Below are 12,971 nucleotides of genomic sequence, written 5' to 3'. Positions count from 1 at the left end.
AGGAGGAATTATGTTTAAATTTAATACTGTTGAAGAAGTTCTTGAAGATTTACGTCAGGGTAAAATCGTCCTTGTAACGGATGATGAAGATAGAGAAAATGAAGGTGACTTTATATGTGCGGCAGAGTTTGCAACTACAGAAAATGTAAACTTTATGGCTGTACATGGTAGAGGATTAATTTGTATGCCTATGAGTGTAGAATATTGTAAAAAATTAAATCTTACTCAGATGGTTACAAATAATACTGACAACCACGAAACTGCATTTACAGTTTCTATAGATCATGTTGATACTACTACAGGAATATCAGCTGAAGAAAGAGGTTTTACAGCACGTGCTTGTGTAGATGACAATGCTAAAGGAAGTGACTTCCGTAGACCAGGTCATATGTTCCCTCTTACAGCAAAGCCAAATGGAGTACTTGAAAGAAATGGTCACACTGAAGCTACAGTAGATCTATTGAGATTAGCAGGTTTAAAAGAGTGTGGACTTTGTTGCGAGATAATGAAAGATGATGGAATGATGATGAGAACATCTGAATTAATAGAACTTGCTCAAAAATGGGATATAAAATTTACTACTATAAAAGCTTTACAAAGTTATAGAAAAAAACATGATAAGTTAGTAGAAAGATCTGTTGTAACAGAACTTCCAACTAGACATGGAGATTTTAAGGTTTATGGTTACACTAACAAGTTAAACGGTGAACATCACTTGGCTTTAGTAAAAGGTGATATTTCAGATGGAAAGGATATCCTTTGTAGAGTACATTCAGAATGCTTGACTGGAGATGTGTTTGGATCTCTTCGTTGTGATTGTGGTGAACAGCTTGCTGCAGCCATGGAACAGGTAGATAAGGAAGGTAGAGGAGTAATTCTTTATATGCGTCAAGAAGGAAGAGGAATAGGCCTTATAAACAAGCTAAAAACTTATGTACTACAAGATGATGGAATGGATACTTTAGAAGCGAACTTAGCTTTAGGATTTGAAGGAGATATGAGAGAATATTTCATAGGAGCTCAAATTCTAGAAGATCTTGGAGTCAAGACAATGAAATTACTTACTAATAATCCAGATAAAGTATATCAGCTTGAAGATTATGGAATGGAAATAGTAGAAAGAGTTCCAATTCAAATGGATCCTACTGAACACGATTTGTTCTACCTTCAGACAAAGAAGTCTAAAATGGGACACTTATTAAACTACTAGGTTAAAAGTAAATTATAAATACGAAAAAATATTACTAAGGGAGAATAATAATGAATAACATAAATGTATTTGAAGGAAATTTAATAGCAAAAGATGTTAAGATAGGAATAGTAGCGGCTCGTTTTAATGAATTCATAACATCAAAACTACTTTCAGGATCACTAGATGCTTTGACAAGACACAATGTAGATGAAAATAATATAGATGTTGCATGGGTTCCAGGTGCATTTGAAATTCCACTAATCGCTTCTAAAATGGCAAAAAGCGGAAAATATGACGCAGTTATATGTCTAGGTGCTGTAATTCGTGGAAGTACTAGCCACTATGATTATGTTTGCAGCGAAGTTACAAAAGGAGTAGCGCATGTTTCTCTATCAAATGATATTCCTGTAATGTTTGGTGTACTTACTACAGAAAATATCGAGCAAGCAATAGAAAGAGCTGGAACAAAGGCTGGAAATAAGGGATTTGACGTTGCTGTTGGAGCAATAGAAATGATTAATTTAATTAATGCTATTTAATAAAATAATTAATTTATAAAATCATAGGCAATCATATTGACTTAGGTATAAATTTCTATCTAAGTCAAGATGATTGCCTATGATTTTTAATAGGTTTTATTATTTTTCGAAGTCCTTATACATTAAGGACGGTTGAATTCCTGTATTATTTTGGTATTTGCCGCTTGAATAAAGGTCAAAATCACCATGTATATCGTGGTAGTATATCTGGCATATTTCTGTGTTTGGATATATAATTATCGGCTGAACACAGAATATTTCAAGAGTCCAATATCCTGCGAACCCAATATCACCAAATCCTGCTGTAACATGAATAAAAAGACCAAGTCTCCCAGTAGATGATCTACCTTCTAACATAGGTACGAATTTTTCAGTCTTAGTAAATTCATTTGTTCTGCCTAGGTACAGTTTATTAGGTTCAAGCAAAAGACCGTCTTTAGGTATTTTAATTTTTTTTGTTTTGTTTGGAACCTTCATATCTAATACATCAGTTTCATATACTAAAAGTTCATCACTCAACGATAAGTTATAGCTGTTTGGATTTACTTTTTTCTTGTCAAATGGCTCTATAATAATATTATTTAACTCTACATTTTTTAGAATTTCTTTTCCAGATAAAATCATCTTATCACCTTCCATAAAAAGTTTATTTACGAACATATAATTTTATTTTACCACATAGAAGGTATAAAGTCAGTTTATAAATATTGTTTCGTTGCATAAATTTAAAACAAAAAACTAAATGGTATATTGATACAATTAAAAATAAGTATATATATCATATACATATTTACAATGCCTATATTATAATGATATTATTTAAGAGTAAAGATTTTTAATATTTTGTTAATAGTATTATACTAGGAGGTAAAATATGTTAGAAGTAGGAATGAAACATGTAGTGAAAGAAATTGTAGATAAGAGTAAAACTGCAGGTGCTGTTGGAAGCGGAGGATTAGATGTATATGCAACTCCGTGTATGATTGCACTTATGGAAAAAGCTTGTAAAGAAAGCGTTCAACCTCATTTAGAAGAAGGTAAAGGTACTGTAGGAATATCTATATCTACAAACCATAAGGCTGCGACACCTCTAGGAATGGAAGTTAGATGTGACTGTGAACTAGTGGAAATAGATAGATCTAGACTTGTCTTTAAGACAAAGTGCTACGATGAAATCGATGAAATCGGAGAAGGAATGCATGAAAGATTTATTATAGATAATGATAAGTTCTTGGCCAATGTAAATTCAAAGATTGAAAAAGTAAAGAAATAGAAAACAAAAAAGATAAAGCTGAATTTTTAAAAAGCATCTCATGTGTTGACGTAAAACAAAAGTGAGATGCTTTTTTTATGTGTAAAAACTCATTTTGTAAATAAAAATTCAAAAAAATAAATTTTTGTTGCAAATGCAATGGATAATTTAAACTTAAAAGTGTATAAATGTATTTAAGAAGAAATTTATAAAAGCAAAAACAATTTTTAATAATAGATAATAGGTAAACTTAGGAGGTTGACGATGAATAAATATTTTTCAGTAGAAGATAAAATATATGATATGGTGAATAAAAACCCAAAAGCAATAGATTTTTTAATATCAAACGGATTTGAACATTTTTCAGATAAGGATATATTTGAAAAGATGTCTAAGAATATAAGTCTTTCTATGGCACTGAAACTAAAAAAAATTAATGTGGACTTGTATGAAGAAAGATTGGTTTCTTACCTAGAAGAATCAACTAGCAGTGTTGATACAACACTAATAGAAAAGAAGGAAAACAAAAATGCAGATGTAAATATACAAGGAGTGCTTCCTTGCCCAATTAGAATACCTCTGCTAGAAAATTTTGAATCATGGTTAGAAAATAACAAGAATAATTTTGATACGACAATTTCTTACAATTTAAAATCAGCTAATAGGGGGTTAGATTGGATAAAAGAACAAGTAAAGACAGGAAATGTGGATGATGTTCCAGATGTAGTGATATCTGCGGGATTTGATTTGTTTTTTGATAAAGAGTTGATGGGTCAGTATTTAGATAAAGATATATTTGAAGTAAAAAGAAGTGATATAAATAGCGATTTTTGTAATGAAAACATAGATCTTAGAGATCCACAAAATAAGTACTCAATTATCGGCGTTGTTCCAGCTGTTTTCTTAGTGAATAAAAATGAATTAAACGGAAGAAAAATGCCTGAAACTTGGGCGGATATATTAAGTGAAGAGTTTTCAAATTCTGTAGCTATACCTATGGGGGATTTAGATTTGTTCAATGCGATTCTTGTCAATATACACAGGGAATATGGTGATGAGGGAATCAGTAATTTAGCAAGGTCATACATGAAAAACTTGCACCCAGCTCAAATGGTGAAATCACAGTTGCTGAAAAAGAATATGAATCCAGCTGTGAGCATAATACCATATTTCTTTACTCAGATGTCTCAAGGAGAAAACGTAGAGGCAGTTTGGCCAAAAGATGGAGCTATTATGAGTCCTATATTTTTAATGTCAAAGAAGGGGAAAACCTCACAAGTAGTAGATTTCTTTATGTCTACAGAGGTTGGTAAAATTTTCTCTGCGAATGGAAAGTTTCCTTCTACCAATAAAAATGTTGAAAACTATCTATCTAAAGATAAAAAATTCAAGTGGGTTGGATGGGACTTTATACATAATACAGATATAGGAAGTCTATTGAGAACATTAGAGGAAAATTTTAATAAAGAGATAGTAGATTAAAGAGATAGTAGATTAAGGAGATAAAAATATGAAATTAGCAGTTTTTTCTGGTCCTCCGTCTTCAGGAAAGACCAGTGTAATAATTAAAATGATTGATGCGCTTAGAACGCAGGGAATAAAAGTGGGAGTTGTAAAATTTGATTGCCTTTACACAGATGATGATGCATTATATGAAAAAGCAGGTGTTCCAGTGAGAAAAGGACTTTCAGGAGCTCTTTGCCCAGATCACTTCTTTGTATCGAATATAGAAGAAGTGGTACAGTGGGGAGTTAAAAATGAGCTTGATATATTAGTTACGGAGTCTGCAGGGCTTTGCAATAGATGTTCACCTTATATAAAGGAAATAACAGGTATTTGTGTGATAGATAATTTATCGGGAATAAATACACCTAAAAAAATTGGACCTATGTTAAAATCTGCTGATATAGTAATAATAACTAAGGGAGATATAGTTTCTCAAGCTGAAAGAGAAGTATTTGCATCGAAGGTTAGTTCAGTAAATCCTACAGCAGTGACTATGCACGTAAATGGACTTACTGGTCAAGGGGCATATGAATTAAGCACTCTTTTAGTAGATGAAGAAAATGAAATAAATACAGTAAAAGGAATGAAACTTAGATTCCCTATGCCTTCTGCACTTTGCTCTTATTGTTTGGGCGAAACTAGAATAGGAGAAGAGTATCAGATGGGAAATATTAGAAAAATGGATATGGAGGAAAAATAGTTTTGAATGAATTAGAAATTTTAAAAATAAGTGAAGTACTTGAAAAATATCCATTTGTTCAAGTATATTTTGAAGAGAATGGATTAGATATAGATGGCTTTGAAAATATATCTTTTATAGAATATCTGAAGAGTTTTTCAGCAGAGCAAATTGAAGATAAAGCACTGGATTTGAATAAAATAGAATTGGATCTAATAGAGTATATAAAACAGATGAAATCTTTTTTAGGAATACAGGAAAGTTCGTCGGTAGAGATGATGAGTATACTTCCAGGTCACAATAAATCTGGGGAAAAAGAAAATTTTGATAGAATAGATATAAAAAAATCTGAGATGATAGCAATAGTAGGTCCTACTGGATCAGGAAAATCAAGACTACTTGCAGATATTGAATGGACAGCTAAAGAAGATACTCCAACAAGTAGGTCTATAATGATAAACTCAGAGTTTCCTGATAAGAAACAAAGATTTTCTTCTAATAATAAGCTAGTAGCACAGCTATCACAAAATATGAATTTTGTAATGGATCTATCGGTAAAAGAATTTCTAGAACTTCATGCAAAGAGCAGAATGGTAGAAGATATTGATAAAGTAGTAGATACGATATTAGAAAAAGCAAATGAACTAGCTGGAGAAAAATTCCAAATGGATACGCAGATAACAGCTCTTAGTGGTGGTCAATCTAGAGCCTTGATGATAGCGGATACTGCTATACTTTCTTCTTCTCCGATTGTTTTGATAGATGAAATAGAAAATGCAGGTATAGATAGGAAAAAAGCTCTCGATTTATTAGTATCTTCTGACAAAATAGTATTAATGGCAACTCATGATCCTACTCTTGCTCTTTTAGCAGATAGGAGAATAGTAATAGAAAATGGTGGAATATCTAAAGTAATAAATACAACACCAGAAGAAAAAAAGAAATTAATAGAATTAGAAGAAATTGATAAAATAATACAAAAGATGAGATATGATTTAAGAAGAGGGAAAACTTTATAAATATTAAATATTAGAAAGCGTAAGGTGATTTTAAATTTTCTGAACAGCTTTTCAAAATACTATAGATAAATTGTATAAAATTGAGCTAAATTATATCTTTTTTATGGCTATAAATATTTAATTATTGTATAATAGTAATTGATGCTAATTCACACTAATAGATAGATTAGTTAGATTTATTGACATAATAGGAGGATAGATTAATATGAATACAGTTTCTGTAGAAATTTTAGATGGTTTACACTATATAGGAACAAACGATAGAGAAACGTCACTATTTGAAAATATGTGGCCTCTTCCAGAAGGAGTTGCATACAACTCTTACATGATAATTGACGAAAAGACAGCTCTATTGGATACAGTTAAGATAACAAAGGTTGATGGTTTTATAGATGCTCTTAAAGATAAGCTAAATGGAAGAGATTTAGATTATTTAGTAATACATCATATGGAACCAGATCATTCAGGTTGTTATAAGACAGTTATAGACCTGTTCCCAAATGTTACTTTAGTTGGAAATAAGAAGGCTAGAGGAATGGTTAAAGATTTCCTTGATTTAGATGTAGAAAACTTCTTAGAAGTAAAAGATGGAGACGTGTTAGACTTAGGAAGAAGAAAACTTACATTTGTGAATACACCAATGGTTCACTGGCCAGAGTCAATGGTAAGTTATGAAATGACAGATAAAATTCTTTTCTCACAAGATATATTCGGTGGTTTCGGAGCACTAAACGGAACTATTTTTGATGATGAAATGAATTTCGAATTTTTCCAAGATGAAATGCGTAGATACTATTCAAATATAGTTGGAAAATATTCTAAGCAAGCAGCTAAGGCTCTTGAAAAAGTAAAAACACTTGATATAAACATTATTTGTCCTGTACACGGCGTAGTGTGGAGAACTAATCCTGAAAGAATAATAGAAGAATATGTAAAGTATGCAAATCAGATACATGAAGATGGAGTTGTTATTGCATACGGTTCTATGTATGGTAACACTGAAAAAATGGCTGATATTCTAGCTAGATTTTTAGCTGAAGAAGGAGTTAAAAACGTAAAGGTATTTGACGTATCAAAAACTCATGAATCATATATACTTAGTGAAATCTGGAAGTACAAAGGATTTATTCTAGGTAGCTGTACTTATAATAATTCAGTATATCCTAAGATGAATCAGCTACTTTACACATTAAAGATGAATAAGCTAGCAAACCATGCAGTAGGTGTATTTGGATCATATGGATGGAATGGAGGTTCTGTAAGAGAACTTACTGAGTTTATTTCAGATGGTGGATCTTTTGATGTAATACCTACAATAGTTGAAACAAAAGGTACTCCTAAAAAAGAAGACGTTGATAGCTTAAGACAGATGGCTAAGGAAATGGCTGAGTTAATCAAGGAAAAATAGTTTGGAAGGAGTCAGCTATTAATTAGCTGTTTGATAAAGTGAAAAGAGGATTCGAATTAGTTGAAGATAAATATAGAAAATTTCCTGATATGGAAATTGTAATGCCTCAAAGGGGAACTCAAAAATCTGCTGGATACGATATATGTACTCCTGTAGACATAGTTATACCACCTAGAGGTTGTTCTAAGATTATATTTACAGATATAAAGGCGTACATGCTTGAAGATGAAGTATTATGTACTCATGTAAGAAGTTCTATAGGAATGAAAAGAGGTCTTGTATTAGCGAATACAACAGGCATAATAGATTCAGATTACTATTCAAACCCAGATAATGACGGTAATATAGGATTTATGCTTAGAAATCTGACTGATGAAGAAGTTATAATCAAGTCAGGAGAAAGAGTTATTCAAGGAATATTTTCAAAATATCTTGTAGTGGATGATGATGATCCGAAAGATTCACAAAGAGTGGGTGGAGTTGGATCAACTGGTAAAAAATAAATACAAAACTATCTTTAAATAATATCTATAAAATGCTATAATATACTATGTTATTTAAAGCGCGTAATAAAAGTCTAAAAACAAAAAAAGAGAAGCAGTCTAGAGAATACTAGGCTGCTTTTCTTTTTTTGTTTTTGATGAAAGACCTCACATTGTGTAGAAACAGTTTAAAAAAATATTTTTTGTATTGCTAATGATTTCGTAGTATAGTATTATGTATATGCATATGTATATATACAAGGGGGTTCTCATGAATTATATAGAGGAAATAAAGAAATTAAAGAAAGAAAAAGACGTGCTTATTTTAGCACATTACTATGTGAGTGGAGAGATACAAGATGTTGCTGACAGAATAGGAGATTCTTTTCAGCTTGCAAAGGATGCACAAAACGCTGAAAACGATATTATATGTTTTTGTGGTGTTAATTTTATGGGAGAGAGTGCAAAAGTACTAAATTCTAGTAAAAAGGTAATAGTTCTAGATGATAATGCAGGATGTCCTATGGCGGATATGGCAAAAATATCGGATTCAGATATAGATAAGCTAAGAGAAGAATACGATGACTTAGCAGTAGTATCATATGTAAATACTACTGCAGATATAAAATCAAAAAGTGATGTATGTGTAACTTCTTCAAATGCAGTGAAGATAGTTTCATCTTTACCTAATAAAAATATATATTTTTTACCTGATAAAAATCTAGGGTCTTATATAGCATCAAAGCTACCAGAAAAAAACTTTATACTTCATGAAGGGTACTGTAAATATCATAACTTTGTAGATTACGACGAAGTAAAGAAACTTAAAACTGACACAGATTATGATGTATTAGTACACCCGGAATGTCCAGCTGAAATACTTTCTTTAGCAGATTATATAGGTTCGACAAAAGCATTGTTGGAGTATGTAGGAAAAACAAAAAAAGATGGTTATATAGTATGTACAGAATCAGGCATTATACATCAGATGAAGAAGTATTCTAGTGAAAGTGAATTTATAACGCCTAAATCTATGAAGCAGTGTAAGGATATGAAGTTGAATACTTTAGAAAAGCTATATTATGCTTTATTAAATGAAGGTCCAGAAGTAAATATGAGAGAGGATTTAGCGAGCAGAGCATTAGTTCCTCTAAAGAGAATGATGGAGTTGGGATAGATATGAAAAATTATTACGATGTTATTGTTGTTGGAAGTGGTGCAGCTGGATTGAGCTGTGCGTTGAAGCTTAATTCAGGATATGATGTATGCTTGATCTCAAAGAAGACTATAGACGAGGCCAATTCGTATTTAGCACAAGGTGGAATATCAATAAAGAGAAAAGACGAAGACTTACAAGATTATATTGAAGATACTCTAAAAGCTGGACACTACGAAAATGACTTTGAAGTCGTAGAAGAAATTTTAAAAGGATCTCCAAAAGTAATTGAAGAACTTATAAATTACGGCATTTTATTTGATAAAACAGATAAAGGAGAATATAGTCTTCATAAAGAAGGTGGACATAAAGTTCCTAGAGTATACCATGTCGGGGATTATACAGGCAGATCGATATGCGAATCAATGGCTAAAATAGTAGGCAAAAGACCTAATTTAGACATATGTGAGGATACAACCTTTTACGATTTAATAATAGAAAATCAGAGAGCAGTAGGTATAAAAGTATATAATAATGGAGAATATAAAAACATATATTCAAGAGCTGTAGTACTTGCAACAGGAGGTATAGGTGGATTATTTAACTCATCTACAAATTATAAGTCTATTGCGGGTAATGGAATTTCTATAGCTTTAAAGCACGGTATAAAAGTAGAAAATATTGATTGTATACAAATACATCCAACGTCTTTATATACTAAAATTGATGGCAGAAAAATGTTAATTACTGAAGCTCTAAGAGGTGAAGGTGGTATATTATTAGATAATAGAGGCAATCGATTTATAGATGAACTATTGCCAAGAGATATTGTAAGTCAAGCCATAAAGAAAAAGATGGATGAAGATGATATGAAGTTTGTATACTTGTCTCTTGAAAATATAAAGAACAGAAATGAAATTTATAGAGAATTTCCAACGGTTTTTGATGCTTGCAAAGGAGAGGGAATAGATATAAGAGAAGAGATGATTCCAGTATGTCCGAGCCAGCACTACCACATGGGAGGTATAAAGGCAAAGGTAAATGGACGAACTAGTCTTGATGGATTATATGCAATTGGAGAGGTTGCATGCACTGGATTTCATGGGAAAAATAGATTGGCATCTAATTCACTTTTAGAAGCATGTCTATGTGGTATAAAATCAGCGGAAGATATAAATGGCGAACTGATTAAATTTTACGGTAAAATAAAAGAAAATAATGAAAAAAGAAAAATAGAACAAGTAATGCAGGGATATCATAATGCTTTGATAGAAAATATAAGGGAAAGGAATAACACTTTTTATGAATACTGGCTTAAAGCTGAAAATGCATGATAAGATAAAAGAAGCCCTTTTAGAGGATATAACATATAAAGATGCTAGTGTAGAGGGAATATTTGATGAAGAATCTATTGCAACTGCAGATTTGATAGCAAAGGAAGATGGAGTATTGTGTGGAGTTGAAGTATTTGAAGAGGTGTTTAAGATTTTGGATAAAGACTCTGATTTTAAATTCAACAAAAAAGAAGGGGAAATTTTGACTAAGGGAGAGTTGATAGCTACAGTAAAAAGTAAGGCTCAAGAAATGTTGTTGGCAGAAAGAACCGCTTTAAACTTTTTACAGAGAATGAGTGGAATTGCAACTGCTACAAAAAAAATGGTGGAAACTCTTGGTGATAGATCTATACAGTTAGCAGATACGAGAAAAACTGCTCCAGGGCTTAGAATTTTTGATAAGTATTCTGTAATGGTAGGTGGAGGTAGTAACCATAGATTCAACTTATCTGACACAGTAATGTTAAAAGACAATCACATAAGTGGAGCCGGCGGAATAAAAAGCGCGGTTGAAAAGGTTAGACAAAATAATTCCTTTACTACTAAGATAGAAGTAGAAGCGGAAAATATTGAACAAGTAAAAGAAGCCATTGAATCAAAATGTGATATTATAATGCTTGATAATATGAGCGAGAAAGAAATTGATAAGTCAATTGAACTAATTGATTCAAGGGCAATGATAGAGGTATCTGGAAATATATCCATTGACAGTATATCCAAGTATCGAGGTAAAAAAATTGATATTATATCATGTGGAGAGTTAACACATTCTGTAAAAGTGTTAGATATAAGCTTGAAGAATATGAAAATAGAAGGATAAATACAGAAAGAAAGTTAGAAAATAAAATTTAAATAAGTAAAAAGATAGTAAATAAATAGTAAATAAATACACTCACGGAGGTTGTCAAAAAACCTATGTGGGTGTATTTTTGTATATAATTACTTTACTACAGTAAGCATAAAATGCTATAATAAACATATGTTCTTAATGGTTGAATGCATAGGGGGGATAATGTTGAGTAATAAAGTTTTTTTTCATATTGATGTAAATTCTGCTTTTTTGAGTTGGGAAGCGGCAAGAAGAATAAAAGAAAACAGTGATTCCATAGATTTAAGAAATATTGCATCTGCAGTATCAGGAGATCCTAAAAAAAGAAGCGGAATAATTTTAGCAAAGAGCTCTATTGCAAAGAAGTTTGGAGTCAAAACGGGAGAGCCTGTACATTTAGCTAAAAGAAAATGTCCGGAACTATACTTGGTTCCAGCAGATTTTAATTTATATATAGAATCATCAAATGCTATGATTAGATTTTTGAATAAATATTCTCCTCACGTATACCAATATTCAATAGATGAAGCTTTTATAGATATGACAGGTACACAAAGGTTGTTCGGCGACCCAATAACTTGTGCAAACTCAATGAGAGAAAAAATAAAAGAGGAGTTAGGATTTACTATAAATATAGGTATATCAGATAATATGGTGCTGGCTAAAATGGCGGGAGATTTTAGTAAACCAGATAAAACTCACACTTTGTTCAAAAATGAAATAGAGGAAAAAATGTGGCCAATTCCGATAGAAGAGCTATTTTTTGTAGGTAGAAAAACAGCCGGAGAGCTGAGAAAAATGGGAATTGAAACAATAGGTGATTTGGCAAAGATGGATATAAATTATATTAAAAGAAAACTAAAAAAACACGGAGAAGTAATACATAATCATGCAAATGGTTTAGACGGATATAATTTCTTAGGCGAAAAAGCAAAAAATAAATCTGTTGGAAACTCTACTACTACAGCTTTTGATATATCAGACTTAGGCACAGCTAAACATCTTATATTGTCTTTAAGCGAGACAGTATGTGCAAGATTAAGAAAAAAAGATATGATGGCAGGGGTAGTAAGTCTAGAAATTGTAGATATAAATTTTAAAAAAAACAGTGCTCAAAAAAAGCTTAAAAGAAGATCGAATACAGTAAATGCTATATATTCTACAGCATGTGAGATTTTTTTGGATATTTGGGATGGAAAACCAATCAGGCATATAGGTGTAGGAACTAGTAAAGTAGAGTCAAAAGAGGAAGATCAATTGAATTTTTTTGAATACACGTTCTCAAAAGAAGAAAAACTGTATAAAGCCGTAGATGACATAAGAGATAAATATGGAGATGATTCCCTAAAAAGGGCGAGCTTTTTAGAAAGTGAATTTAGACACATGGAAGGTAATAAATCTAAGAAAAAAAAGGACGGAATAGTCTATCTGTAAAATATATAAGCAAAATTATTTTTTTTAGTTATATTATTTAAATATTGTGACCAAGGCCTTGTTTAAATGTTATAATATGATTAAATTTATTGATAATAGTGTATAATTGAAATATAACTTATTAATAAAAAAAGGTGATTT

Annotated in this window: 13 protein-coding genes; 12 read left to right on the top strand and 1 reads right to left on the bottom strand. The window is 31.3% G+C overall.

Annotated features, from left to right (window positions below):
• Positions 1-10 precede the first annotated feature (10 nt).
• Together C0982_RS01440 and ribH are read left to right on the top strand one after the other, a co-directional pair.
• Positions 11-1,210 (top strand): bifunctional 3,4-dihydroxy-2-butanone-4-phosphate synthase/GTP cyclohydrolase II, encoded by a 1,200-nt coding sequence (locus C0982_RS01440; protein ID WP_101772467.1) that lies wholly within the window; start codon positions 11-13, stop codon positions 1,208-1,210.
• Positions 1,211-1,269: 59 nt separating this feature from the next.
• Positions 1,270-1,731: a 6,7-dimethyl-8-ribityllumazine synthase gene (gene ribH, locus C0982_RS01435; protein ID WP_101773190.1), complete on the top strand. Its 462-nt coding sequence runs from the start codon at positions 1,270-1,272 to the stop codon at positions 1,729-1,731.
• A 99-nt stretch (positions 1,732-1,830) separates the two neighbouring features.
• On the opposite strand, the gene dcd is transcribed toward ribH, so the two are convergent.
• Complete coding sequence (dcd, locus tag C0982_RS01430) at positions 1,831-2,370, bottom strand: dCTP deaminase (RefSeq protein ID WP_330399749.1); 540 nt, start codon at positions 2,368-2,370, stop codon at positions 1,831-1,833.
• 235 nt (positions 2,371-2,605) lie between these two features.
• Here dcd and C0982_RS01425 point away from each other — a divergent pair, with 235 nt between their 5' ends.
• The 10 genes from C0982_RS01425 to C0982_RS01380 all read left to right on the top strand — a co-directional run bounded on the left by C0982_RS01425 (position 2,606) and on the right by C0982_RS01380 (position 12,830).
• Positions 2,606-3,004, top strand: coding sequence for a thioesterase family protein (locus tag C0982_RS01425; RefSeq protein ID WP_101772465.1), 399 nt, complete (start codon positions 2,606-2,608; stop codon positions 3,002-3,004).
• Positions 3,005-3,247: 243 nt separating this feature from the next.
• On the top strand, positions 3,248-4,465 hold the full coding sequence (locus C0982_RS01420; protein WP_101772464.1) for an ABC transporter substrate-binding protein: 1,218 nt from the start codon (positions 3,248-3,250) through the stop codon (positions 4,463-4,465).
• A 28-nt stretch (positions 4,466-4,493) separates the two neighbouring features.
• Entirely contained in the window at positions 4,494-5,189 is a 696-nt protein-coding gene (locus C0982_RS01415) for a GTP-binding protein (protein ID WP_101772463.1), read from the top strand.
• A gap of 2 nt (positions 5,190-5,191) precedes the next feature.
• On the top strand, positions 5,192-6,187 hold the full coding sequence (locus tag C0982_RS01410; RefSeq protein WP_101772462.1) for an ATP-binding cassette domain-containing protein: 996 nt from the start codon (positions 5,192-5,194) through the stop codon (positions 6,185-6,187).
• 205 nt (positions 6,188-6,392) lie between these two features.
• Entirely contained in the window at positions 6,393-7,595 is a 1,203-nt protein-coding gene (locus C0982_RS01405) for an FprA family A-type flavoprotein (protein ID WP_101772461.1), read from the top strand.
• 38 nt (positions 7,596-7,633) lie between these two features.
• Positions 7,634-8,098 carry a dCTP deaminase/dUTPase family protein gene (locus C0982_RS01400; protein ID WP_101772460.1) on the top strand — a complete coding sequence of 155 codons (465 nt, stop codon included), beginning with the start codon at positions 7,634-7,636 and terminating at the stop codon, positions 8,096-8,098.
• A gap of 250 nt (positions 8,099-8,348) precedes the next feature.
• On the top strand, positions 8,349-9,254 hold the full coding sequence (nadA, locus tag C0982_RS01395) for a quinolinate synthase NadA (RefSeq protein ID WP_101772459.1): 906 nt from the start codon (positions 8,349-8,351) through the stop codon (positions 9,252-9,254).
• Between the two features lie 2 nt (positions 9,255-9,256).
• On the top strand, positions 9,257-10,567 hold the full coding sequence (locus C0982_RS01390; protein WP_101772458.1) for an L-aspartate oxidase: 1,311 nt from the start codon (positions 9,257-9,259) through the stop codon (positions 10,565-10,567).
• Complete coding sequence (gene nadC / locus C0982_RS01385; RefSeq protein WP_101772457.1) at positions 10,536-11,387, top strand: carboxylating nicotinate-nucleotide diphosphorylase; 852 nt, start codon at positions 10,536-10,538, stop codon at positions 11,385-11,387. Before C0982_RS01390 ends, nadC begins: the two co-directional genes overlap by 32 nt.
• Before the next feature lie 195 nt (positions 11,388-11,582).
• Positions 11,583-12,830 (top strand): Y-family DNA polymerase, encoded by a 1,248-nt coding sequence (locus tag C0982_RS01380; RefSeq protein ID WP_101773189.1) that lies wholly within the window; start codon positions 11,583-11,585, stop codon positions 12,828-12,830.
• Positions 12,831-12,971: the final 141 nt, after the last annotated feature.

Origin of the sequence: Peptostreptococcus faecalis (genome assembly GCF_900240845.1) — a bacterium.
Classification (GTDB): Bacteria; Bacillota; Clostridia; order Peptostreptococcales; family Peptostreptococcaceae; genus Peptostreptococcus; species Peptostreptococcus faecalis.
The sequence above is the reverse complement of the archived record's forward strand: the minus strand, read 5'-3'. Positions and strand labels throughout refer to the sequence as shown.